At 62.9% G+C, this 21,883-nt stretch carries 24 protein-coding genes and 2 pseudogenes; 13 read left to right on the top strand and 13 right to left on the bottom strand.

Annotated features, from left to right (window positions below; all coding sequences use genetic code 11):
• Window positions 1-50: 50 nt before the first annotated feature.
• On the top strand, window positions 51-725 hold the full coding sequence (locus tag AC1XDK_RS08300) for a DUF4352 domain-containing protein (RefSeq protein ID WP_483349359.1): 675 nt from the start codon (window positions 51-53) through the stop codon (window positions 723-725).
• Between the two features lie 116 nt (window positions 726-841).
• Here AC1XDK_RS08300 and AC1XDK_RS08295 read toward each other — a convergent pair whose 3' ends face one another.
• Complete coding sequence (locus AC1XDK_RS08295) at window positions 842-1,081, bottom strand: hypothetical protein (RefSeq protein WP_483349358.1); 240 nt, start codon at window positions 1,079-1,081, stop codon at window positions 842-844.
• A 132-nt stretch (window positions 1,082-1,213) separates the two neighbouring features.
• On the opposite strand from AC1XDK_RS08295, the gene AC1XDK_RS08290 reads away from it, so the two are divergent.
• On the top strand, window positions 1,214-1,363 hold the full coding sequence (locus AC1XDK_RS08290) for a hypothetical protein (protein WP_483349356.1): 150 nt from the start codon (window positions 1,214-1,216) through the stop codon (window positions 1,361-1,363).
• Between the two features lie 31 nt (window positions 1,364-1,394).
• On the opposite strand, the gene AC1XDK_RS08285 is transcribed toward AC1XDK_RS08290, so the two are convergent.
• Window positions 1,395-2,768: an APC family permease gene (locus AC1XDK_RS08285; RefSeq protein ID WP_483349355.1), complete on the bottom strand. Its 1,374-nt coding sequence runs from the start codon at window positions 2,766-2,768 to the stop codon at window positions 1,395-1,397.
• A gap of 195 nt (window positions 2,769-2,963) precedes the next feature.
• Here AC1XDK_RS08285 and AC1XDK_RS08280 point away from each other — a divergent pair, with 195 nt between their 5' ends.
• Window positions 2,964-4,253 carry a S8 family peptidase gene (locus AC1XDK_RS08280; protein WP_483349354.1) on the top strand — a complete coding sequence of 430 codons (1,290 nt, stop codon included), beginning with the start codon at window positions 2,964-2,966 and terminating at the stop codon, window positions 4,251-4,253.
• A 21-nt stretch (window positions 4,254-4,274) separates the two neighbouring features.
• On the opposite strand, the gene AC1XDK_RS08275 is transcribed toward AC1XDK_RS08280, so the two are convergent.
• From AC1XDK_RS08275 to AC1XDK_RS08260, 4 genes are all read right to left on the bottom strand, one after another.
• Entirely contained in the window at window positions 4,275-4,457 is a 183-nt protein-coding gene (locus tag AC1XDK_RS08275; RefSeq protein ID WP_483349352.1) for a DUF7556 family protein, read from the bottom strand.
• 76 nt (window positions 4,458-4,533) lie between these two features.
• Window positions 4,534-4,740, bottom strand: coding sequence for a hypothetical protein (locus AC1XDK_RS08270; RefSeq protein WP_483349351.1), 207 nt, complete (start codon window positions 4,738-4,740; stop codon window positions 4,534-4,536).
• Between the two features lie 123 nt (window positions 4,741-4,863).
• Window positions 4,864-5,082, bottom strand: a complete 219-nt coding sequence (locus AC1XDK_RS08265) for a DUF7835 family putative zinc beta-ribbon protein (protein WP_483349350.1) — start codon at window positions 5,080-5,082, stop codon at window positions 4,864-4,866.
• Window positions 5,079-5,333 carry a hypothetical protein gene (locus AC1XDK_RS08260; RefSeq protein ID WP_483349349.1) on the bottom strand — a complete coding sequence of 85 codons (255 nt, stop codon included), beginning with the start codon at window positions 5,331-5,333 and terminating at the stop codon, window positions 5,079-5,081. The genes AC1XDK_RS08265 and AC1XDK_RS08260 overlap by 4 nt, the downstream gene beginning before the upstream one ends.
• Window positions 5,334-5,539: 206 nt before the next feature.
• Here AC1XDK_RS08260 and AC1XDK_RS08255 point away from each other — a divergent pair, with 206 nt between their 5' ends.
• On the top strand, window positions 5,540-6,529 hold the full coding sequence (locus tag AC1XDK_RS08255) for a TackOD1 domain-containing metal-binding protein (protein ID WP_483349348.1): 990 nt from the start codon (window positions 5,540-5,542) through the stop codon (window positions 6,527-6,529).
• A gap of 445 nt (window positions 6,530-6,974) precedes the next feature.
• Here AC1XDK_RS08255 and aceB read toward each other — a convergent pair whose 3' ends face one another.
• From aceB to AC1XDK_RS08240, 3 genes are read right to left on the bottom strand one after another with little or no spacing between them, the layout of a single operon-like run.
• Entirely contained in the window at window positions 6,975-8,276 is a 1,302-nt protein-coding gene (gene aceB, locus AC1XDK_RS08250; RefSeq protein WP_483349347.1) for a malate synthase AceB, read from the bottom strand.
• Between the two features lies 1 nt (window position 8,277).
• The gene (gene aceA / locus AC1XDK_RS08245) at window positions 8,278-9,342 is read right to left on the bottom strand and encodes an isocitrate lyase (RefSeq protein ID WP_483349345.1); all 1,065 of its coding nucleotides are present in this window, start codon (window positions 9,340-9,342) and stop codon (window positions 8,278-8,280) included.
• Window positions 9,339-9,608: a hypothetical protein gene (locus AC1XDK_RS08240; RefSeq protein ID WP_483349344.1), complete on the bottom strand. Its 270-nt coding sequence runs from the start codon at window positions 9,606-9,608 to the stop codon at window positions 9,339-9,341. Before AC1XDK_RS08240 ends, aceA begins: the two co-directional genes overlap by 4 nt.
• A 292-nt stretch (window positions 9,609-9,900) precedes the next feature.
• Here AC1XDK_RS08240 and AC1XDK_RS08235 point away from each other — a divergent pair, with 292 nt between their 5' ends.
• The 3 genes from AC1XDK_RS08235 (at window position 9,901) to AC1XDK_RS08225 (ending at window position 12,467) form a co-directional block, all read left to right on the top strand.
• A complete protein-coding gene (locus AC1XDK_RS08235) occupies window positions 9,901-10,257 on the top strand; it encodes a hypothetical protein (protein WP_483349343.1) in 357 nt (118 codons plus the stop codon).
• A gap of 104 nt (window positions 10,258-10,361) precedes the next feature.
• Complete coding sequence (locus AC1XDK_RS08230) at window positions 10,362-11,081, top strand: hypothetical protein (protein WP_483349342.1); 720 nt, start codon at window positions 10,362-10,364, stop codon at window positions 11,079-11,081.
• An 87-nt stretch (window positions 11,082-11,168) separates the two neighbouring features.
• The gene (locus AC1XDK_RS08225) at window positions 11,169-12,467 is read left to right on the top strand and encodes an HVO_0234 family beta-propeller protein (RefSeq protein ID WP_483349341.1); all 1,299 of its coding nucleotides are present in this window, start codon (window positions 11,169-11,171) and stop codon (window positions 12,465-12,467) included.
• Between the two features lie 35 nt (window positions 12,468-12,502).
• Here AC1XDK_RS08225 and AC1XDK_RS08220 read toward each other — a convergent pair whose 3' ends face one another.
• Entirely contained in the window at window positions 12,503-13,735 is a 1,233-nt protein-coding gene (locus tag AC1XDK_RS08220; RefSeq protein WP_483349340.1) for an MFS transporter, read from the bottom strand.
• A 174-nt stretch (window positions 13,736-13,909) separates the two neighbouring features.
• Here AC1XDK_RS08220 and AC1XDK_RS08215 point away from each other — a divergent pair, with 174 nt between their 5' ends.
• Window positions 13,910-14,221 (top strand): hypothetical protein, encoded by a 312-nt coding sequence (locus tag AC1XDK_RS08215; protein WP_483349339.1) that lies wholly within the window; start codon window positions 13,910-13,912, stop codon window positions 14,219-14,221.
• Between the two features lie 100 nt (window positions 14,222-14,321).
• On the top strand, window positions 14,322-15,743 hold the full coding sequence (locus AC1XDK_RS08210) for a carotenoid oxygenase family protein (RefSeq protein ID WP_483349338.1): 1,422 nt from the start codon (window positions 14,322-14,324) through the stop codon (window positions 15,741-15,743).
• Window positions 15,744-15,813: 70 nt separating this feature from the next.
• Here AC1XDK_RS08210 and AC1XDK_RS08205 read toward each other — a convergent pair whose 3' ends face one another.
• Together AC1XDK_RS08205 and AC1XDK_RS08200 are read right to left on the bottom strand one after the other, a co-directional pair.
• Entirely contained in the window at window positions 15,814-16,986 is a 1,173-nt protein-coding gene (locus AC1XDK_RS08205; protein ID WP_483349337.1) for a mechanosensitive ion channel family protein, read from the bottom strand.
• 122 nt (window positions 16,987-17,108) lie between these two features.
• Window positions 17,109-17,522, bottom strand: a complete 414-nt coding sequence (locus tag AC1XDK_RS08200; RefSeq protein WP_483349336.1) for a hypothetical protein — start codon at window positions 17,520-17,522, stop codon at window positions 17,109-17,111.
• Between the two features lie 29 nt (window positions 17,523-17,551).
• Here AC1XDK_RS08200 and AC1XDK_RS08195 point away from each other — a divergent pair.
• From AC1XDK_RS08195 to AC1XDK_RS08180, 4 genes and pseudogenes are all read left to right on the top strand, one after another.
• Window positions 17,552-18,136 (top strand): annotated as a pseudogene (locus AC1XDK_RS08195) (outer membrane protein assembly factor BamB family protein); the annotation flags it as partial.
• Between the two features lie 224 nt (window positions 18,137-18,360).
• Window positions 18,361-18,474, top strand: a pseudogene (locus tag AC1XDK_RS08190) (hypothetical protein); the annotation flags it as partial.
• A gap of 18 nt (window positions 18,475-18,492) precedes the next feature.
• Window positions 18,493-18,984: an outer membrane protein assembly factor BamB family protein gene (locus AC1XDK_RS08185; protein ID WP_483349858.1), complete on the top strand. Its 492-nt coding sequence runs from the start codon at window positions 18,493-18,495 to the stop codon at window positions 18,982-18,984.
• Window positions 18,981-20,192 (top strand): outer membrane protein assembly factor BamB family protein, encoded by a 1,212-nt coding sequence (locus AC1XDK_RS08180; protein ID WP_483349335.1) that lies wholly within the window; start codon window positions 18,981-18,983, stop codon window positions 20,190-20,192. Before AC1XDK_RS08185 ends, AC1XDK_RS08180 begins: the two co-directional genes overlap by 4 nt.
• On the opposite strand, the gene AC1XDK_RS08175 is transcribed toward AC1XDK_RS08180, so the two are convergent.
• Window positions 20,189-21,832 (bottom strand): acetate--CoA ligase, encoded by a 1,644-nt coding sequence (locus tag AC1XDK_RS08175; RefSeq protein ID WP_483349334.1) that lies wholly within the window; start codon window positions 21,830-21,832, stop codon window positions 20,189-20,191. The genes AC1XDK_RS08180 and AC1XDK_RS08175 overlap by 4 nt on opposite strands.
• Window positions 21,833-21,883: the final 51 nt, after the last annotated feature.

Below are 21,883 nucleotides of genomic sequence, written 5' to 3'. Positions count from 1 at the left end.
GTATAATATTGGCCAATAGTAAGATATATCCCGAGTTGCAACCGGCGGGTATGAAACGCCGCACGTTTGTCGCCGGTGTTGGAACGACGACCACGCTCTTCCTCGCCGGTTGCAACTCCAACGGAGACGATACCGGTTCGACGACTACTGGAACGGACTCCAGTTCGACGTCGACCAGTGCTGGTGAGACGACGAGTCAATCATCGACGGGCGAGACGGCGGAAACAACCACGTCCGAAACGTCGGGCGAGACGACCACCGAATCCTCCGAAACCACGACGGAATCATCCGGAACGACGACTGCGGGGACGAGAACGGTCACATACGGCGAGTACGCGACCATCTCCGACGGACTCGAAGTCGCCGTCACGTCGGCCGACACGTCCGACTCCTACGAACACGGCGGAACGACATCGAAACCGGATGACGGTAAGACGTACGTTCTCCTCACGTTCGAGGCGAAGAACTCCGGGGAGTCGTCCCAGTCGCTCCCGGAGGATTCGACGGCGACGATACGGGCGAACGACGACGAGTACGCGATGGCCGACGCGGCAACGAAGAAGTGGGACGAGTACGTCTCGTCGTCGGTGAACTCCGGCGACACGTCATCGGTCACCGTTCCCTTCGAAGTGCCGAAGGATTCAACCACATCGCTCGGCGTGATGGTCGCGCTATCGTACACCGAATCCGGGTCGAAACGGCTCGTTCAGTGGAGCATGGAGTGACCGTCGCTATTCGATAGCGACTGTCGGGCGAAACGATTCCGTTCCCGGTCGTTCTCGTTCCAGTTCTCACCTCGACGGAATCGGAAGAAGGGGAACGAACCGCAAAGAAATCGAAGTTATTTGCCGCCCGCGTCGAAACCGAGTGTCATCAACGTTTCCTTCGAGACGCCGCTGTCTACGAGTCGTCGTCGCAAATCCCGCCGGTCCGTATCGGAGAGGTCGAGAGATGTCCCGGTGTCGATACCGTCGTCCCCACGACGGCCCTGCCGAGTCATCTCGTACGCATCGCGGATGAGTTCGGCTTCTAGCTTCGGGACTGATTGGGGAATCTCTGGTGAATTTTTGATTCCAGACATCGTTTCCCGCCACTCACAGGAGGGTGTTAAAGTTATTTTATGGTAACAGATTTGTCTTTTCCCTGTTGTAGAGCCCTCTTTCCTAATATATTCGGACCAGTAAGCGTAGGTTAGCAACGGATGTCTAATTAGGTGGCGACCGGAAAACAACGAACTGTAATCGACGCGGAAATTACGCGACCGCGCCGCCGGTCGTCTGACGAGGAGGAATTTCCGCCACCTCCTTTCGACCGCGTCCACGTCGGGACCGTCGTTCCGGGAACGGTCACGACGTGGGAGTGACGGAGAATCGTGCTTCGAATGAACGCTACCGTCACTCCCACGTCGTCGCCGAGTCACGCACATGGAACACGTCCGGACGCATGAGATACCGAACGACGAAGTACCCGCACATGAGGAGGAGGCTTCCGACGGACCAGACGATTTCCGTCGAACCCAAGCCGACCATCGAAACGCTCAGTGCGACCAGTGCAACGGCGGCGAGGGCGTAACCGCCGGGCGCACGAAACGGCGGCGTCACGTCGGTGCGGTAGTATCGCAGTCCGACGAACGAGACGATGTTGAGGGCGTACGGCAGGCCGGTTCCGACCACCGACGCGATGACGAGGAGTTCGTAGAAGTAATTCGGGAACGTGGTCAGCGCCGCCGCGACCAGACTGACCGCGACCAATCCCACCCACGGAACCTGAAACCGCGAGTGGACGGCCGCGAACGTCGACGGGAGGGTTCCGTTTCGTCCGAGGGCGAAGACGACGCGACTCGCGCTCATCGTTCCGACGAGCATCGTAGTGAAGATGGCGACGATGGCCGCGAGCGGGAGGAGGTACTGTCGGAGTATCGGGAAGCCGAGTTTCGCCGCCGCCACGCCGAGAGGCACCGTCGTGACGGGGTTTTCGGCGACGAACGCGGACGGCGCGACGACGCCGTGCAGTGCGACGACGACGCCGGTGTAGACGACCGTCGTGACGAGAAGCGAGAGCAAAATCGCTCGCGGAACCGTTTTTGCTGGCTGTTTCACCTCTTCGACGACGGATGGAATCGCGGTCCACGCGCCGTACCCCGTGAGCGCTAATTGCACCGCGGCGAAGAACTTCGTGGGTCCGCTCGTGAAAAAGGGGTCGTAGTTGGTCGGTTCGAAGCGAGTGACGGCCCCCGCGACGAACACGAGCAGTATCGTGAGCAACACCGCGGAGAGGACGAGGTTCGTGCGACTCGTGTTCGTCACGCCGACGAGGTTGACGAGGAAACTCAGCGCGATGGCCACGAGAGCGATGGGGACGACGTACCCTTGTGCGCGCGGGTACGCGATACCGAGATACTGGGCGATTGCGAGCGCCGAAATCGTGATGCTGAACACCATGCCGATGCAGTAACAAATCCCTTCGAGGTAACTGGCGAACAGTCGGACGGTCCGGTTCCGGCCGAACGTCTCGGCCGGGAAGACGGCGGGGCCGCCCGCCTTCGGAAACGCGAGCGCGAGTTCCGTGTAGCAGAGCGCGATGAGCATCATCAACAGTCCGGCCACGACCCACGCGAGCGTCGAAGCGGGACCCGCCAACCGACCTGTGGAACCGGGAAAGACGAAGATGGCCGACCCGACCATACCGCCGACGCTCAACAGAACGCAGTCGAGAAGCCCGAGTTTTCGCGTCAATCCATCGCCCGTCGTCCCGTCGCGTCCGGTCATGCCTCGAACATCCTTTCGACCGGGAGTATGGACACCTCACATATAGCGGTTCTCAAATTCGTTTAGCATTCCAAAATTGAGACGGGAGTGCCGTGTGGACGATGTTCGGGTGTTTCAATCAGCGTTTTTCGAGTCTATTTAATAGACTAGAGCGAAAATTTATGTGGTTTTCTCACGTCGAATCGGTGGTTTACTATGGATACGACAGCGAAACGGCGCGGCTTTCTGAAAGGAATCACAGCGATGACCGTCGGCCTCACCGCGACGGTGCCCGGAACCGCGTCCGAAATGGAGACGTTCCTCGTCACGACGGGGAGCGCAAACGCCGTTCGAAAGCTAGAACAGGCGGGTTACACCGTGCAAAACGAAATCCCGGACGCGAACCTCCTGTTCGTCCGCGGTCCCGCCGACGGTGAATCCGACCTTCGCGGTATCCCCGGAATTCACGAGGCCGTGTCGGACATGGCCTACGAATTGGGAACGTCGACTGTTTCCGCGTCCGACGTCACCACGGACGCCGAGATCGCCGAGTTACAGTGGGACAAACAGGTCACCGACGCGTTCGAGGCCCACGCCACCGCAACCGGTGAGGGAACGCGCATCGCCATCGTCGATACGGGCGTCGATGCCACGCACCCCGACCTCGCGGAAAACGTGAACACCGACCTCGGTCGGTCCGTCATCGACGGGGAGTTCGGCACGGACTCGGGACCCGTCGCGGCCCACGGGACGCACGTCGCAGGTATCACCGCCGCAACCGGAGACCAAGGGGTGGTCGGGATGGCCCCCGACGCAGAACTCGTTCCGCTTCGCGTGTTCCCCGAGGAGGGGCCGCTCCTCGAACGCATCAGCGACTGTCTGCTGGCTATCGACTACGCCGCCGAAATCGGGGCGGACGCGGTGAACATGAGTCTCGGGTGGGACCCCCGCCCACCTCGGGAAAACCAGACGTCTCGCGGCGTTAGACGGGTCATCTGCGAACGCGTCGTTCGGAGCGCTTTGCGACGTGGGACGACGGTGGTCGTGTCGGCGGGAAACGAGGAGACGGACCTGCAACACGGCGGCTACCGGGACATGTGGACGAGCCTCGAAAGTACGCTCGGGGTCAGCGCCACCGGTCCGAACGACGAACTGTCGTTCTACTCGAACTACGGCGTGGACGACGTAAACGTCGCCGCACCCGGCGGCGGTTACGAGACGTTGGAAAAGAGCCTCGCGGACGACACTCCGTGGCCGTATCCAAGCAATCTCGTCCTCTCGACCGTCCCGGACGACGAGTATGCTTACTTCGCGGGCACGTCGATGGCGTCGCCGCAGGTCGCCGGGTTGGTCGGTCTCGTTCGCGAACTCGACCCCACGGCGAACCCACAACAGGTGGCGAGGGTCATCGAACGTACGGCCGAGAAGAGCAACGGGAAGAGCGACCCTGAACTCGGTGCAGGCCGAATCAACGCGCTGAACACGGTCGGAGCGCTTACGAAATAAACGGCTCTCGATTTTCGCCACCTACCGCCACTCGGCCAGCACGGCCGCTTCCCTGCTGTCCGCCGCGATCCACGCGTCGTCCTGCGTAATATCCGCGATGATGGCCCGGTTCGGACACCGTTCGTCGGGCGTCTCGTCTATCGCGAAGACGATGGTCGGTGCGTCCGTTTCCTCAGACCGTCCGCCGAGTGTTGTGTGTGTCATGTGTGATTTCGTCCGCCGATTCTTCACTCGTCGTTCGGCGGTCGGTATAAAAAGGCGTTCTGACCACTCCGTCGAATCACCGCGGTTCGAAGTCGTCCGGGTCGAACCGATACTCGCCGTCGGGGGATGTCGGTGTCGGGCGTCGAGTCGCTAATTCAGGCACGAACAGCCACAGCAGGACGAAAATACCGATGAAGCCCGGAAGGACGGTGAAAAAGGGAACCGTCTCCCCGAGCCATCGGACCCCTTCCCAGAAGCCCACGAGTGTGTGTAATGTTCCCATACGTCGCTCGGATGATACCTGGAACTACGATAGCATAACCGTACCGATTTTTGATTCAAAACGAGCTATGCGGGTACGCATACGGAGTAGGCCCTCCCTTCAGGACCCCGTCGTATCCGGACATCACCGCGTTTGGACGTTGTTCATCCGAACCGCGGTCTTCCTTCCACACCCGGTACATGTACTCACGCGATACGGTTCGCGCGAGAACGCGGCGTTGTCGCTTCTCTCGTTCTCGGTGCGAATCTCGATCTCCACCTCGTGAACCGTCTTTCGGCCGCAGTCGTCACACGGTTCGAGGAACTCCGTCACGAATCCGTTACGGGATCGTGCCGATGTCACGGCGACACCACCCTCCGTCGCCCCGGGACGAAACGTTGACGAGCGTCGTGCATGGTGGTCCAATACCGCTCATACACCGGCGATTCGTGCGGTTCCGCGTTCACTACGACGTCCGTCTCGTGCTGTGGTACGCCGTAGAGCCTCCCTTCCGGGTCGTTTCCCTGCATCGAGTGTTGTGGCGGACCGTATTTCGTCTCCTCGATGGCCGGTTCGCTGCTCGCTTCGGCACCGTGCCGGGTTGTGGTTTTCATCTGTCTTCCCCCTCCTATCCTGACCGCTGTGGTCGTGGTTCGTTCACCGGTGACCTATCACATACGGGTCGGAGTAGGGAAAAGGACCTTCTGACCACCTTCTCGAAACGCACATTGGTACTCTCCACGAAAATATCTCTATATTTACAAAATAGATATTATGTTTCGAGTGATAATTAAATAGATGGCCACTGTTGTGATTGTTCATGGCTTCACCGGGAACAGTCCGACTACTGACCGCCCTCCGGGAGGGGTCACTCGACGAGGTCCGACCGATACTCGACATCGAGACGGGAACCGTGACGTACCCCGACGCGACCGACTACCTCGATGACAGCGACGGCCGCTCATTCGAACTGTTGGAGACGCTGGCCGAACGAGACCTCCTCTACCGAGAGTTTCAGGAAAAACAGTACATCTGCCCCCGCTGTGAATCCAAGGGGATGCAGTACACTACGGCCTGCCCGTTCTGTGACTCCCCGCAGACGATTCGAACGGAGACGTTTCGACACCCCGACTGTGGGTACGAGGGACTACGAGAGCAGTTCGTCGGCGACGACGCGGTCGTCTGTCCGAACTGTGACACCGAACTGGAGTCGCTGAAACACCTCGAATCGAACGCCGCACACGTCTGCGAGGAGTGTGACGACGTGTTCGAAACGCCCGCACATCGGTTGCGATGCCGGGACTGCCACCACGTTTCGGACCCGCTCCAAACCATCGAACGGATACTGTACCGCTACTTCCTGAGCGAGCGCGGTGCCGCGTGGGTCGACGAACAACTCACCGCCCGCCAATCCCTCGCCGAGGCGTTCGAGGAGCGAAAACTCCACACCGAAATCGACACCGTCGTCACCGACGGAGCGGGCGAAGAGGTTCCCGTCCACCTGTTCGCGCGCGACGACTTGCTGAACAATCGAGTCGTTGCCGCCATTCACGAGCACCCCGACGAGGGCGATATCGCCGGCTTGACTGCTCTCGCGGCGGACGTCGGCGCGCGTGCGGCGCTCGTCACGACGTCCGGGCAGATAGCCGGAGAAGACGCGGGACGCCTCCTCTCGGACAACGACCTGACCGTGCTTCGGTTGACGAAAAACGACGAACTCGAACGCGGGTACGAGGTCGTAGACGACGAACGCGGCAGCAACTCCTTCGTCGGGCGACTCGCGGATATCTTCAAACCGCAAAACGGGTAATCGGTGGACCCCTGACGGTCTTTTCGACGAGTCGTCGTCCCCCTTCAGTCACTGTTCTCGCGCCGTAACATCCGTCTTCGGTCCTCGTTTCGGTGCCCGCGGATTCACGCGACCTACATCGCTTCGATGACGCAATCGTGGTCCGTTTCGTCGATATGTGACTCCGCTCGTGATTCCGCCCCGATGCGTGATGGATGGAAAGCGATCTGTCCGCAGGATTCACACTGTATTCTGTACATGCTTGCGATTAACCCGTCGAGTTCTTCACTATTAATAATTACTATTGTGGCAGCGTCTGCGATGCCATCCGTTCGTCCATAAATCGCGTTGATACGTCTCGGGCCGTACGGGCGAGGCGAAAATAGAGTCTTCCGCGGAGCCGTTTCCGCTCCGGCGGTCGCGTGTTCCGAAGACGTTCGGTCGCCCGTCGAAGACCTCCGGGAACTCACCCGACGTTCGTCGCGCGTTCGACGACGTCCTCGCCGTATAACTCCGCGAGCGCTTCGCGTTGGTCCGGGCGGTTCTCGTACACGTCTTGGAACAGGGAGACGGGCGTCATCGCGGCCTGATAGGTCGCCTCGTCCCACATCCTGTCCTTCTCGATGTCGATTTCGGTCCCGTCGATGACTATCGTCGCCGACTGTGTCATGGAGATAGCGCCCGTTCCGGCCTCCTTGGCCGCCTCGAACTCCTCCATCGAATCGACGATGTCGTTCATGCCCGGGACGTATTCGGTCACGTCCAACAGCGCCTCGCGCAACTCGTCCTCGTCGAGTTCGCGCTCGTCGCCGCCGACCCGGAGGGTGTAGCCGCCGTCCGTTTCGTCCAGACCGATTCGGTCGCCGTCGTAAAACTGCGCTCCGTCCTGTTCGTCGAGTTCCGTCCTGTCGCCGTCGGCCTCGATGAGCCAGCGACCGCTCTCCGGCGGGAGCGGTGCCGTGTTCGCCTCGACGACCTGGCCGGGAGTCAGCGACCAGATGCCGAGCATCCCTTTGGCCTGATTGTCGGTCATTCGCTCGTGATAGCCCTCCACGTCCCGAATATCGTCGTACGGTCCGTCGACGGCGATGAGACCGGCGGCGCTCGCACCGCGGGACGTGTTGTGACGCAACTCCGCCCACGGCGGCAGTCCACCGGTGGGCGTCATCGCGCGCATGTCCTTGGTGTAGTCCACCTCGCCGTCCACGAGCATGAACAGGCGTTCGAGGTTGTTGTCGGGCTTGCCCATCTCCTCGCGGAGTTCGCCCATCGCCAGTTCCGCCGCCGCGCTCTCGACGATGACGGACATCGCGATACTTCCCTCGTCGAGGCCGTACTCGTTTTCGACGATGGTGATGAACTCGTCGGCCTTCTTCCAGTCGTCGATGCCGCCCACTTCGGGAATCACGAAGCCGTCGATGTGTTCGATGGCCCCTTTTTCGGGGTCCGCGATTCGGAGCAGGTGCTGAAGGCACCGATACCGGGTCCCGGGGCTGTCCCGATGCCACACGATGCGGGGGTGGATTTCGCCGGGGAAGTCGGCTCCGTGTTCGGACACCACGTCGACGATGTTGTCGGCACCCTCCTCGCGCATCGACGGGGCCGTCGCGTCCTCGTTGTCGGGAACCCACACGTCCGGTGCTTGCATGCCGCGGAGCTGGGCCGCGCTCCGAATCATCTTGGCGGAGTCCTCTTCCCCCTCAAGCGCCGTCGGCGAGGTGAAGAACGTTCGCACGAACTCGCGGTCGTGACGTCGTTGTGTGCTCATATCAGTCGTCTCCTTGCTCGGAGGCGACCTTCTCTTCGTGTTCCTCCGAGTTAGAAGTAATGGGGCTATCCTCGTCCTCGGAGAAGCCTTCGGACTCCTCGATACGCTCGCGGGCCTCGGAGTCGAACCGCGTCTCGATGTCCTGATACCGGCTCACGAACGAGAGTTCGTGGTGTGATTCGGTGGGGTGGTCGAGGTATCTGCCTTCGAGGTCGAACTGCGCCCGTTCGTCGTCCTCGGCGAGTCGCTCGAAGTCCTCGTAGACGCTGTGTGCGCCGGAGTGAAGCGCGAACAGCGTGATGAAGATGTACTTGTAGCCGAGGTTCCCCAACTCCTCGAAGGTGAGCGGGTCGTCCTCCTCCGACCACGCGAACGACGAGGAGTAGTTGAACGCGAGTTTCAGGTCGGGGTGTGTCTCGTGGATGCTTTCGGCGTACTCCACCGCGTCCTCCCGACTCGGGTCGGGCATCTCGGGCCAGACGATATCGACGCCAGCATCGGCGTAGATTCGGCCCCGCTCGAGGTGTTCCTCCCAGTCGCCGTTCGCCGACCCGTAGGCGTCGGTTCGCGCGATGATGACCGTATCTTCCGATTGCTTCGCGTCCACCGCGGCCTCGAAGCGCGCACGCGCCTTCTCGCGCGGGACGATTTGCTTGCCCGCGATGTGGCCACAGCGCTTCGGCGTGGTCTGGTCCTCGATGTGGATGGCGGCGACGCCGGCCTTCTCGTACTCGCGGACGGCCCGGCGGACGTTGTGGATTCCGCCGTACCCCGTGTCACAGTCGGCGATGACGGGGAGGTTGCAGGCTTCCACGATTCGTTTGGCGTTCTCGACCATCTCGGTCATCGTCACCATCTCCAAGTCGGGGAAGCCGAACTGGCCGAGGACGGTCGAATAGCCGCTCATGTACGCGGCGTCCAGTCCGGCCATCTCCGCCAACCGGGCGTCGAGGGCGTGGTAGAGTCCGGGTGCGAAGACGTAGTTCTGCGAGTTCAGCATCTCGCGGAGTTCCTTTCCAGCGCGGTTCTCGATGTCTCTCGTCGTCGTATCGGAATTCGGTATCATCTGTCGTCCTGTAGGGTAGCTTCGATTCGGTCGAGTTGCGTTCGGAGCGTTTCGAGTTCCCGCGTGAGTTCGGCGTCGAACGTCGTTTGCGGGCGGTCGGAGGGCGTTCGTGTGGTCGTCGGTCGGTCGCGGGTTCGCCGTTCGTCCGTCGCCGGTCGGTCGATGGTCGGCCGGTCCGTCGTCGGTCGGTCGCGTCCCGTCGTGCCGATGAACGGAACGAGCGGGGCCTCCTCTTCCGTGCGGTCGTATCGAGTTCGGTCGGTCATATGGGTCGTATCCTTCGTTGTATCGTGGTCGGTCGGGTCGTCGTGCGAGCGATTCCGGAGTGTGCCGAGGAGCGTGCTGCGTGTACTGACATGTGTTTCACCGCATCGGGAGGTCCGCAGTCTCAAACATAAACATTATGATTTATAATGATAATATTCTTTAATGCTGTTTTACGCTCCAAGGGCATATGAATGAACCATGCTAACAGGCGGCATTCGAGCGTCCGTTTCGGCTTCCCGAGCGCTTATCCCCGCTCGTCCCCGAGTTTTGGTATGAAACGAGGGAGGGAACATGCGGAATAGGGTTCCCGGCCGATGGCGACTCCTCAGAATTCTGTTGCTGTTGACGTTCCTTTCGGCCGGACGAGGCGTTTTCGGCGGGAGCAAACTCCAAGACGTGCCCTACGTGCCCGGCACGGACAACACGCTGGTTCTCGTCGCGCTGGTCGGCGGTATCGTCGTCATCGGCGGCGTCCTCGCCTACCGGGCGGGAATGCTACCGGGAGCGTCGTCACCGTCGTCCGAGACGAAGGCGCAGCCGCCGGAAGGCGGGTACAACTGTCGGTACTGCGGACGGAACTTGGAGCGCTATCGCAACCGCTGTCCGTACTGCGAGACGCGCGACCCGGTCGGCAACGAGGACTGGTGAGTCTTATCGCTGACGTGACGAGGTAATGAGCGAAGTGAAACGACCGTTCGGGGACGGTTCGAGGCCGTGGCGATTATGCGTCTGCCGCTCGATACTACGTTCGCATGAATCGAAGGCGGTTTCTCGCCCGAGCGGGCGGAATAGGGGCAGTGATAGGGGGAATCGGTGCAAGCGGCGTCGGTACCGCACAGGAAAACGACCCGTACCGGGAACCGGTCATCACGTCACCGGACATCCAGCAGTGGACCCTCGAGGAGAAACGAACCGACAAGACGGAAATGGAAGAGGGTGGTGCGTCGTTGGGCGACACCTACACGAGTACCCTCATCTACAAGGACTCACGATTGGCATCGACGCTCGACAGATACGTACAGGGGAACTTCGACGGTATCGTCGGCGCGTTCATGGCGACCCGTGTCACGTTCGACTCGCCGCTGTCGATTCTCGCACAACCGTCGTTAGTGACGGGTATCGTCAAGGACCGATTCGAAGCGAACCTTCGACGACTCGGATTTTCCGACATCCGGGAACGAACGCCGTCCGAGCGCGAAACGACGGACGAGCAGGCCGTCGCCGAGTACGAAGCGTACTACGACGCGAGCGAGTACATCACCCGCCCGAACTCGCCCGTCTACGAACTCCCTTCGGTCACGTCGGACGGACGCGTGAAGACGATAATCTATCTCGAAGTGCTGAACCCCGGCGGGACGCTGTTGTTCACGGCGGGAATCAGACCGACGGACGAGATGCTTCGGGTCGTTTTCGACCGCAGCGGCGACGCCTACCGGAAGGAACTCCTCCAACTGATGCACAGCGTGAAGTGAACTGCCCCACAGTGACCGGCACGTCAGTGTGGTCCGAAACCGTGTCCGGCGGAAAGCCTCAACACGGTGGGGTGCGTTGCCCGAACAATGGCCGATTCGACTCGCTCCGAGCGTCGGTTCCTGCCTTTCTTTCGGCGCTACACGAAGACGTGGATTCACGCGGTTGCGACGGCGGGACTGACCGCGTTCGGGACGCTGACGTTCGTCAACCAAGCGTTCGCCATCGTCGCGGTCGGAATCTACGTCCTCCCGCCGGTCGTCCTCTACCTCCGGGGGGCGAATCCGGGACCGAGTCCGAACTCGAACGTTGCCCCGGAAGCCGAACCCTTCTCCGCCGACGCCTCCGACGAATCGGGAGACGACCGACCCGCCATCCGGACGACCGAAAGCGAGGGGGAACACGGAACCGATGACGAACGGGAGAACGTCGGCGAAAACGAAGACGCCGACGGTGACACCGAATCCGAGGAGGACGGTGGCGACGACTCCCTCGCTCCGACGTGGACGTCCGTGGAGACGCCGACGGAAGGGACGCTGTTCGATACCCTCGTCGCCGGAGACGCGGCGTACGCCGTCGGCGAAAACGGAATTTTCCTCCGGAGCGAAGGGGAGCCGGACGAGTGGGACGTCGCGCTCGAAGACGGGCCGAACACGAGCGGGGCCGACCTTCGCGGCGTCGATGCGACGGCGGACGGGGATGCCGTGTGGGTCGCCGGGGACGGCGGTGCACTCGGACGATTCGATGCGACCGAAAACCGACACACCGACCGCTCCGCTCCGGCGGAGATCACCGATAACTGGACCGCCCTCGCGGTAGCCGGGGTGGCGAACGACGAGACGGTGCTCCTCGCCAACGGGTCCGGACAGGTACTCCGCGGGAGGTACCGAGACGGCGAGATCGCGTGGGAGACGCCGTTCAAGCCCGGAAGCGGGTCGAGCATCTCCGCCGCGACGATGGTCGATGCGCCCGTCGGCTACCTCTGTGACACGAACGACGGCGTGTTCGAGACGGACGACGGCGGCGAGACGTTTCGCCGAGTGGGCATCGACGACGTGGACGGTACCCTGACCGACGTGGCCGCCGTCGGCGACACCTGCTACGTGACGACGGATGACGGGATTTGCTACCGCGGCGGGGACGGTCCGTGGACGCCGACGAGACTCGACGAAGGTGTGGGGGTTCGGGCCGTCTCTGCGGACGAGGGGTCGGTGGCCGCCTGCGGCGAGACGGGTGCCGTCTACGAGCGCACGGACGGGGAATGGGACCGAACTCTCACGCCCGCTTCCGGGCCACTTGGCGGTATCGCGGTCGGAGCGTCCCGTTGGGTCGCAGTCGGCGAGGAAGGTACCGTCGTTCAACGGACCCCGGAGCGGAGTGACGGGTAGAAGAACGACGAAGCGGCCGACGAGCGAACCGGTCGTCAGTCGGAACGGAACAGGAGGAGCGTCACGACCCCCGCGACGAACGCTAATCCAGCCCCGAGGAGGAACGTCGGCGACCAACCGATTTCGGCGACGAGGAGGCTCGTCCCTAATCCGCCGTAAATCCCGCCCCAGAGTTTCGCTGTGAGCATCACCGCGTAGTTTTCCGAGGAGTACTCCTCCCCGTAGTACTCGCCGACGAGTCCGGGGAGGATGGAAAACGAGGGACTTCTGAAGAACATCGAGACGCCGGCGAGCGCGACGAACGCCCACTGTGCGTTCAGTCCTCCGACGACGACGAATGCGATGAGGGCGACGGCACAACAGACCAGTGACCCGCCGAGGCTTCGAACGCGGCCCAGTCGGTCGGACGCGGTGCCGATGACGATGACGCCGGACGCCTGTCCGAGCGCGACCAGCGACGCCGCGAAGGTAGCCGCCGTCACCGAAAATCCGAGTTCCGTCGCGTACACCGCAACCTTCTCGATGAGCATGAGGCCGACGCCGTTGACGACGGCGAAGACGACGTACAGGAGCCAAAACCGACGCGTTCGGACCATCGTTCGCCACGTCACGTCGGAACCGTTCTCCGACGAATCGGTCGCCGAATCGCCCGTCGAACGGTCCGACGAATCGTCGGAGCTATCGCCCGTCGAACTCCCTTCTTCCGGGTCGCGAACGACGAACGCGGCGACGAGTGCCGTCGTCCCGGCCGCGATGCCCAATACGAACAGGGTCGTCGAAAAGTCGGCGTCGACGCTCCGTTTGATGAACGGGATGAGCAGAAAACTCGTCACGCTGAACGACATACTCACCGCCCCGGTCGCCATTCCGCGCCGCGAGACGAACCATCGCGACGGCGTATTTATCGCGACATCGTACACGATTCCCATCCCGCCGCCGCCGAGCGCGAACCAGAGGAAGAGCGAGGGGAGCGTCGGGTCGAAGGCAGCACCGACGAAGCCACAGAACAGCATGGGAGCGGCGACGAGAAACGGGACGTGCGGCCCGTACCGGTCACGAACCCAACCCGCGGGGAACGCCGTGAGCGTCTCGGAGACGATCATCACGGAGAATATCGTGCCCAGCACCGTCCCGGACGCGCTCGACTGCGTGCCGAGTGCCCCCCGAATCGCCGACCACGAGAACTGATAGATTCCGGCGGTTCCGACCGTCAGGACCGCGGCGACGACGTACACCCACCGGGAGGAACGCAATTGGCGACCGGACATGTGAATCGTGGCAAACCGATACGTCACCGCCCTAAGTATAACCAGTGGTCGACGTGGCGGGAGGTTGTTCGGTCGCGCGGTTTCGTGCCGTACCGTGGTCGTGTCACCTTTCGGTCCTGTCCTCGCCCCCTCGTCGAATTATAACGCTAAGTGGTATGGGTGCTAACGAACCACATGAACCTCGAACTCGCGTTCCGAGTGTTCGTCGCGAGTGTGGTCATCGTCGGCCCCACGCTCCTGTTTCTGGGACTGTGGCGAGGGTTGATGGCGCTCCGAAACGACGACCTGATGAATCGAACCATGAACGGGGAGTTCGGCCCCGTTCCCGACTCGCCGATAACGGCCGCGATGTTCGGTTTCGGCGGCGCGGGCGGGTCCCGACCGACTAATTCGGCACACCGCGGACAGGTCCGTTGTCGGAACTGTGGCGCCGTGAATCCCGACTACTCGGACTACTGCGGGAACTGTCTGGACGGACTCGACTGAGGTCCGGGGCCAAACGATTCCTGCAAAACGGATACGTTCTGCCGTCCGCGGCGAAATATCGGCCGAACGATTACGTGCCATCGGGGCGTCTACGCGCGTAATGACCGCCCGACCCTCCCTCGGTTTTCACACGTTGACGGACGAAATCGACCACGACTGTCCGGTCTCCGGGAGCGTCCCGAAGTGGCTCTCGGGGACGTTGATACGGAACGGCCCCAGCGCGTTCGAGATGGGTGACTCGGCGGTGGACCACTGGTTCGACGGGTTGGCGATGCTCCACGCGTTCACCTTCGGCGACGGCGACGTCACCTACCGGAATCGATTCCTGCGTACCGACGCGTACGAGTCCGCCCGCGCCGGGTCGTTCGAGAGCGGGTTCGCGACGGGGAACACGACGCTCCGCGAGCGGTTGCGGGCGTTCCTCTTCGAGAGACCCTACGACAACGCGAACATCGTCGCGGAGCGAATCGGCGACGACTACATCGCGCTGACGGAACTACCGCGGTGGGTCGCCTTCGACCCGGAGACGTTGGAAACGTTGGACCACGTCCAGTACGACGGCCCGGAACCGACCGGAAACCTCGCCTGTGCCCACCTGAAACGCGACCCCGAAACGGGCGAACTGGTGAACTTCGAGACCTCGTTCGGGCGACGCTGCCGCTATCACGTTTACTCCATGTCGTCGCCGACCGACCGCGAACGCATCTGTTCGATTCCCGTGGACGAACCGGCGTACATGCACAGTTTCGCGCTGACGCCGAACTACGTCGTCCTCACCGAATTTCCGCTCGTGGTGAACCCGCTCGACTTCCTCAAACCCGGTGCACAGGGTCCGTTCATCGAGAACTTCGAGTGGAAACCCCAGCGCGGGACGCGATTTATCGTCATCGACCGCGAGCGAGGGGAGGTTATCGCCGAACCGCGGGCGGTGGCCTTCTTCGGCTTCCACCACGCGAACGCCTACGAGGAGGGCGACACCCTCGTCATCGATCTCGAAACCATCCCCGACGCGACGGCCATCGAGACGCTGTACCTCGACAACCTCAGAAAGGGGGACTTCGACGTACTGAGCGGTCGGTTGGAGCGATTTCGCGTCACCCTGGGAGCGGACGGACGGGCGACCGTCGACCGCAAGCGAATCCACGACGGGACGGCGCTGCCGACGGTTTCGCCCGCCCGTTGGTGTCGGGAACATCGCTACGTCTACGCCCAGTCGCCCGACCAACCCATGACGACGTGGCCGCAGGCGGTCGCGAAAATCGACACCGAAACCGGCAGGGCCGTCGAGTTCGCGGACGACCCCGAGGACCACTTTTTCAGCGAACCGATTTTCGTGCCGAACCCCGACGGTGAGCGCGAGGACGACGGGGTCGTCCTGACCGTCGCCCTCGACCCCGAGGCGGAGCGCTCGTCCGTTGTCGTCATCGACGGCGAATCGTTCGCGGAACTCGCGCGGGCGACGATTCCGCACCCCATTCCGTTCGACTTCCACGGGCGTTTCTTCCCCGAACTGACGGGGTGAATATCGTCGCTGAGGGGGAGTCGTCCGTTCCGTCGTCCGGTCGTCAGTCACGTCCCTTTCGTCGCTCGCGTCAATCACCGCCTTCCTGCCGGTCGCGGTAGTCCCGACGGTCCCTCCTGTCGCGCCCACCCCGGCGCTCCCTTCGGTCCGTAACGACGCGGAACCCGCCGGTTTCGTCGCGCCCGGCGACTTCCCGCTGGGGGAACGGTATCTTGATTCCTTCCCGGTCGTAGGCGCGCTTCACCGCCGTAATTATGGCGGTCATCGCACGCCAGCGACGGCGACTGCTGGGCCGGTCTATCCAGAAGCGGAGTTCGAGGAGGACCGCGGAGTCCCCGAACCCGGTCAGCACGGCGTCCGGTTGGGGAACGTTCAGCACCTCGTCCGACCCCGACATCGTCCGTTTCGCCACGTCGATGGCACGCTCTGGGTCGGTGGCGTAGTCGATACCGACTTCCACCTCCAACCTGAGTCGCCCCTTCCGTCCGTAGTTGACGAGCGTGTTCGAACTCACGAGGTCGTTCGGGAGGACCACGTACTTCCCGGAGAACGTCTCGATTCGCGTCGAGAACAGCGTGATATCGGTGACGATGCCGTCCGTGTCCTCACCGTTTTCGAGCGGCACCTCTATCCAGTCGCCGATTTCGAACGGCCGCGAGAACATGAGCGTGAACCCCGCGATGAGCGCGCTCAACGTCTCGTTCGCCGCCAAGCCGATGATGATGCCGAGGAATCCCGCCCCGATGAGGAAGGCGCGAACGTCCACCCGCCAGACGCTCAACAGCAACAACGCGGCGAGGAGGTACACCGCGACTTCCGTGAGTCGGGAGAGGACTTCCCCCTGATGGCCGGTGAGTTGCCCGGTTTCGCTGGTGAAGCGGTCGACTGCACGGACGAGCATCCCCGACCCGATGTAGGCCGCCACGACGAGACCGAGCGTGATGGCGATTCGAAATCCGGTGAGTTGGCCGAAGGCGTCCACATTCGGCGCGTTCGGCGCGGCGCTTGCCCACAGCGACAGGGCACGCTGTCCGATGAAGAGCGCGATGGCGCCGCTCACGACGAGGAGGATGACGTCGACGACGCGCGGGGGAATCCGTCGCTTCAGTCGCGGGGCGCTTTTCCACAGCACCCAAACGACGAAGACGAGAACGACGAGGAGAAACGTCGATTGTAGGACTCGCGCTTCCGGGATGGGAAGCAGTTTGAAGAGTCGAAACGGGTCGTTTGACGGGCCTATCATAGCGACTCACCCGTGCCGTGGTCGGTCCCGTATCTGACGAACACATACCATGGGGTTCGGAGTCAATCGCGCTCCCCTTCAGTATATCGGGCGGAAAAATGACCGTTTCGCAGCGACGACCGTCATTCCGCGTTCGAACTCCCGGACGCCTGCACCGTCCAGTCCTCCGATTCGCGCAGGTAATCGGGAATCTCGTCGTCGTCCAGTTGGTCGTGAATGCGAATCGTGTCCTCGGCGACCGCACCGCGTCCGAGGTCGACGAACAACCGTTGGAGTCCGTTTCGCCACTCCGCGTCCACCAACTGTCGCCAACACGCCTCGAACGCGTCCTGTTCGGATTGGCTCGGGCCGCCGTTCTCGCGGGCGATTTCGAGACAGCATTCCGGGCAGTTACAGACGGTCACGGGGTTCGTGAGCGCGTGGACGTGCCCGTCGAAGGTGACGACCGGCGCTTGTCGTTCCATCTTCCCGTGACGGTCGCAGGTCGCCTCTTCCGGGTCGGTTCCGATGTACATCGGGCGTCGGTTCTGGGACATAGGTTGGAGGAGAAGAAGTATCGACTGACATGGGTATCAAGCTATTGGCGGCCACCTCACCCATCACAGAAAGCTCATATGGGGGCGTGACAACCGTGGCAACTGACATGCCCCTCCAGCGCTCCAGTCGGAGGCGGTTCCTCGCCACCCTCGGCGTCGGAGCGGTCGGCGCGCTCGCCGGGTGCGCCGCCAGTTCGTCGCCCGGACCCGCCTCGCTCGACTGGACACCGGACGAATGGCCCGTCGCCCACGGGTCGCAGACGAACGTCGGTCGCTCCCGCTCGAAGACCGCACCGAGAACTGACCCGACGATAGAGGAGTGGCAACTGTGGGACATAGTAGACGGGAAGGTAAACGAGGGGGTTATTCGATATAGAACGACGAGCAGTCCGGTCGTCGCGAACGGGACGCTGTTCGTCGCCACGGGACTTCCAGGCAGACACAGCATTTACGAGTACGGTATCGTCCTCGCCCTCGACGCAGCGACGGGAAAAATTCAGTGGTCCAACATCCTTCCGAAAGGAGGGTCGGGAACGCCGGCGGTCGCTGACGGGCTCGTCATTGTCGGTTCGAACGACCGCGCGCTGACTGCCTTCGACGCCGCGTCCGGTTCGGTTCGGTTCGGTGGCGGACCACGACGAGCGCACCGGTCGGAACGCCAGCCGTTGCTGGCGACCAGGTCTATGTCGGCGACGGACACGGGTCGGTTCACGCTTTCGGCCGGACGGACGGGAAACTGCACTGGCGGTTCGGACAGCGCACGCTCACGTCGATTAGGCCGTTCCACCCCGACAAAACGTGGCGAATACGCTCCAAACCGGCCGTCACCGAGGACACCGTGTACGTCACCACGGGAATCGGCGAGAGAGACGGGCCGTCGACCGACGCCGGGAACCTCATCGCGCTGTCCCGCTCGGACGGCGAGGAGCGATGGCGGTACGAGTACCGACCGAGATACAGAAATTACGACATGCCGCGGGCACCGGTCGTCGCCGACGGGACGGTGTTCGTCGGCGACGCCACCCTCCACGCCGTGAATGTGGCGGACGGGACGCGGCGATGGCGGTTCAACTCGGGGTACGAAGTCGTCAGCGCGCCCGCCGTCCACGACGGAACGGTCTACGTCTCCTCGAAGAACGTCTACGCCCTCTCCGCGGACGACGGGTCCGAACGGTGGCGGTTCGTGAACATCGCCGAGATGAACGGGAGGACATCACGCCGCGTCCCGATGGAGAGCGCGCCGGTCGTCATCGAGGACACCGTGTTCGTGGGAGCGGGGGCGCTCGATTCAGGGTCCGGCGAGAAACTGTGGGGCGACCTCGGCAATCGGGCGGAGAGCGAGTACTTCTATTCCAACTTGGACGAGAACGCTGCCGTCGAAGGTCCGGCGGTAACCGACGACGCGGTTTTCATGGCGACGCAGTACGGACTCATTCTTCGAGTGACGGAGGGCGACCGATGAAGCGTCGTGCGTTCCTCGCGGCGGGCGGCCTCGTGCTCGGTGCGGGCTGTTCCGGTCTGGTGAGCGATTCGAAGAAGGAGAAATCCCCGCCACCGAAGGAGTGCGCTATCGACCCGAGCGTGACGCCCGGAACGGCGGAGTGGCGCTGTGAGACGGGCGACCAGCGGAACACTGGCTCGGTTCCGACAGCCGAGGTTCCCGCTCCACCGTTGGCTCTCGATTGGACGTACACGATGGATGGGTACGGGGGCGTTCCGTGTCCCGTCGTCGTCGGGGGCACCGTCTACACGACGAACTTCGAGGACGAACTCCACGCCGTGAACGCAACGACCGGGTCGAAACGGTGGCAAGTGAACCGTTCGGTGAACTCGGCACCGGCGGTCGCCGGGGAGCGCGTCTTCATCGCGGGCGACGACGCGGTCACGGCCTTCGACACGACGAACGGCGACGAACGCTGGTCCACCGAATCGGCCGCCGGACGGGGAAGTTATTCGGCGGGAGTTCAGGTGGCCGAAGGAACGGTGTTCGTCTACGGTCGAATGCTTCTGGCCGCGTTCGACGCCTCGACGGGCGAGGAACGATGGAAGTTCACCACGGGTCTCCGAATCGAAGGCCGTCCCGCGGTCTCCGACGGAACCGTCTACGTCGGGAGCGACGACACCTACCTCTACGCGCTGGACGCCGCGACCGGCGACCGGCGATGGCGATACAAGACCGACGGACGCATGTCCTGTGACCCGGTCGTGACTCGCGATATCGTTTACGTCGGGTCCGAGGAAGGGACCCTATACGCACTCGACGCCCGGACGGGCCAGAAACGGTGGCAGCGTGAGGTCGGGGACACCGACTGCCTCGCGGTGGACGGCGGTCACGTCTACATGGGGTTCGGGTCCCAGTACGGGCCGACGATGGACGCGTTCACCGCGGAGTCCGGGACGCCGTGTTGGTCGTCGAACGAGTATGCGTCGGGTTATGCAAGCGATATCGCCGCGAGTTCCGAGTACCTATACCTCCCTGTCGGGTTTCTCGGTGAGTCTTACTCGGAGACGCTCGGCGCGCTCGACCCGAAAACAGGGGAAACGGTGTGGCGATTCCCGAACTCGAACGGACGGTTCACCAGCGGTCCCGCCGTGGCGGACGGTGCGGTGTATGCTGCCGGTATGGGAACCGAGGGATTGACCGTCGCCCGGTTCGTCCCGAAGAATTAATCCTCGTCGCGCAGTTCCGTCCGGCGAATCTTGCCGGTGACGGTTTTCGGCAGTTCGTCCACGAACTCGACTTCGCGGGGGTACTCGTGGGCGGACAGTTCCTCCTTGACGTGGTTCTGAATGTCCTCGGCGAGTTCGGGCGTCGGGTTCGCGCTCGCGCTCGGGACGATGTAGGCCTTCACGATGTTGCCCCGCTCGCGGTGGGATTTCGGCACCACGGCCGCCTCCGCGACGGCGGGATGTTCGCCGAGCGAACTCTCGACCTCGAAGGGGCCGATGCGGTAGCCCGAACTGATGATGACGTCGTCGGCGCGGCCCTCGAACCAGAAGTAGCCGTCCTCGTCGAGGTGGCCCAAATCGCCGGAGAGATACCAGTCGTTTACGAAGCAGTCGGCGGTCTTCTCCGGCTTGTTCCAGTACTCGGCGAAGAAGCAGGGATACTCTCCTCGTTGGGCGATTTCGCCCGTCTCGCCGGGTTCGAGGGGGTCGCCGGTCTCGGGGTCCACGACGGCGGCCTCGATGCCGGGCAGCGGTTTGCCCATGCTCCCCGGCCGAATCTCCATCGTCGGATAGTTGTTGATTATCATGTTCCCCGTCTCGGTCTGGCCGTAGGTGTCGTGGATGGTGACGCCGAGGGTGTCCTCGCCCCACCCGACCACGCCCGCCGACAGCGGTTCGCCGATGGAGAGCGCGTGACGGAGGTCGAGGTCGACCCCGTCCAACACGGCTTCGTTCTCCCGAAGCATCCGGTAGGCCGTCGGGACGCTGAACAGCACGGAGATGGGATATTCGTCCAGCAGGCCCGCCCACGTTTCGGGGTCGAACTCGCCCTCGTAGGTGAACAGCGTCGCCCCCCAGAACCACGCGCCGAGCGTATTGATGGGACCGGTCAGCCACCCCAAGTCGCCGGTGGACCAGTAACAGTCGCCGGGTTGCAAATCCACGGCGAACCGCTGGGTTGCGGCGACGCCGGCGACCCAGCGGTGCTTGTGGAGGACGCCCTTCGCCAGTCCAGTCGTTCCGCTGGTGTAGTACAGCAGGGCGTCGTCCTCGCCGCCCGTCTCGGCCGTCTCGTACTCCTTTTCGGCGTCTTCCATCGCGGCGTGATAGCTGACGTCTCCACGTCGAATCCCGGTTCCATCGTCGCTGATGACGATGACGTGTTCGACCGAGGGGGCGTCTTCGAGCGCCTTCTCGATTGTGTCCCGGTTCGCCGCCGTGGTGACGACGGCCTTCGCGTCACAGTCGTCCAATCGGTAGGCGATGCCGTCCGGGCCGAAGCGTTCGTTGACGCCGCCCCAGACGCCGCCCGCCTTGAGCGTCCCGATGAGCGCGACGTAGTGCTCCGGAATCCGCGGCAGGTAGGAGAACACCCGGTCGCCGGAGTCGATGCAGTCGGAGAGGACGTTCGCGAAACGATTGGACTCCTCGGCCAATTCCCAGAAGGTGAGGGTTTCGCGCTCGCCGTTCTTGCCCGCGTAGTACAGCGCGACCTTCCCGCGGTCGTCCGCGTGTCGGTCACAAACCTCGTGGGCGATGTTCAGGCGTTCGGGCGCGTCCCACTCCGCTTCGGCGAAGATTTCGTTCCACTCGAAGCTCTCGCACTTGCTGTCATAATCGTGCAGATTGTGACCGGTCATCACGGGGAACGTCGTAGACTGCACGTATAATTGTTATCTAACCGCACCATC

It is taken from the genome of Haladaptatus sp. HS23 (assembly GCF_056892285.1).
This window is presented reverse-complemented; position numbering and strand designations above follow the sequence as displayed.

Excerpts from the sequence above, each read along its gene's own strand:
- aceA (WP_483349345.1), bottom strand. The coding sequence starts at position 9,342 with ATGATACCGAATTCCGATACGACGACGAGAGACATCGAGAACCGCGCT.
- AC1XDK_RS08225 (WP_483349341.1), top strand. The coding sequence starts at position 11,169 with ATGGCCGATTCGACTCGCTCCGAGCGTCGGTTCCTGCCTTTCTTTCGG.
- AC1XDK_RS08280 (WP_483349354.1), top strand. The coding sequence starts at position 2,964 with ATGGATACGACAGCGAAACGGCGCGGCTTTCTGAAAGGAATCACAGCG.
- AC1XDK_RS08230 (WP_483349342.1), top strand. The coding sequence starts at position 10,362 with ATGAATCGAAGGCGGTTTCTCGCCCGAGCGGGCGGAATAGGGGCAGTG.
- AC1XDK_RS08205 (WP_483349337.1), bottom strand. The coding sequence starts at position 16,986 with ATGATAGGCCCGTCAAACGACCCGTTTCGACTCTTCAAACTGCTTCCC.
- AC1XDK_RS08295 (WP_483349358.1), bottom strand. The coding sequence starts at position 1,081 with ATGTCTGGAATCAAAAATTCACCAGAGATTCCCCAATCAGTCCCGAAG.
- AC1XDK_RS08300 (WP_483349359.1), top strand. The coding sequence starts at position 51 with ATGAAACGCCGCACGTTTGTCGCCGGTGTTGGAACGACGACCACGCTC.
- AC1XDK_RS08235 (WP_483349343.1), top strand. The coding sequence starts at position 9,901 with ATGCGGAATAGGGTTCCCGGCCGATGGCGACTCCTCAGAATTCTGTTG.
- AC1XDK_RS08260 (WP_483349349.1), bottom strand. The coding sequence starts at position 5,333 with ATGAAAACCACAACCCGGCACGGTGCCGAAGCGAGCAGCGAACCGGCC.
- aceB (WP_483349347.1), bottom strand. The coding sequence starts at position 8,276 with ATGAGCACACAACGACGTCACGACCGCGAGTTCGTGCGAACGTTCTTC.
- AC1XDK_RS08210 (WP_483349338.1), top strand. The coding sequence starts at position 14,322 with ATGACCGCCCGACCCTCCCTCGGTTTTCACACGTTGACGGACGAAATC.
- AC1XDK_RS08220 (WP_483349340.1), bottom strand. The coding sequence starts at position 13,735 with ATGTCCGGTCGCCAATTGCGTTCCTCCCGGTGGGTGTACGTCGTCGCC.
- AC1XDK_RS08275 (WP_483349352.1), bottom strand. The coding sequence starts at position 4,457 with ATGACACACACAACACTCGGCGGACGGTCTGAGGAAACGGACGCACCG.
- AC1XDK_RS08240 (WP_483349344.1), bottom strand. The coding sequence starts at position 9,608 with ATGACCGACCGAACTCGATACGACCGCACGGAAGAGGAGGCCCCGCTC.
- AC1XDK_RS08175 (WP_483349334.1), bottom strand. The coding sequence starts at position 21,832 with ATGACCGGTCACAATCTGCACGATTATGACAGCAAGTGCGAGAGCTTC.
- AC1XDK_RS08255 (WP_483349348.1), top strand. The coding sequence starts at position 5,540 with ATGGCTTCACCGGGAACAGTCCGACTACTGACCGCCCTCCGGGAGGGG.
- AC1XDK_RS08185 (WP_483349858.1), top strand. The coding sequence starts at position 18,493 with ATGCCGCGGGCACCGGTCGTCGCCGACGGGACGGTGTTCGTCGGCGAC.
- AC1XDK_RS08285 (WP_483349355.1), bottom strand. The coding sequence starts at position 2,768 with ATGACCGGACGCGACGGGACGACGGGCGATGGATTGACGCGAAAACTC.
- AC1XDK_RS08270 (WP_483349351.1), bottom strand. The coding sequence starts at position 4,740 with ATGGGAACATTACACACACTCGTGGGCTTCTGGGAAGGGGTCCGATGG.
- AC1XDK_RS08215 (WP_483349339.1), top strand. The coding sequence starts at position 13,910 with ATGAACCTCGAACTCGCGTTCCGAGTGTTCGTCGCGAGTGTGGTCATC.
- AC1XDK_RS08180 (WP_483349335.1), top strand. The coding sequence starts at position 18,981 with ATGAAGCGTCGTGCGTTCCTCGCGGCGGGCGGCCTCGTGCTCGGTGCG.
- AC1XDK_RS08200 (WP_483349336.1), bottom strand. The coding sequence starts at position 17,522 with ATGTCCCAGAACCGACGCCCGATGTACATCGGAACCGACCCGGAAGAG.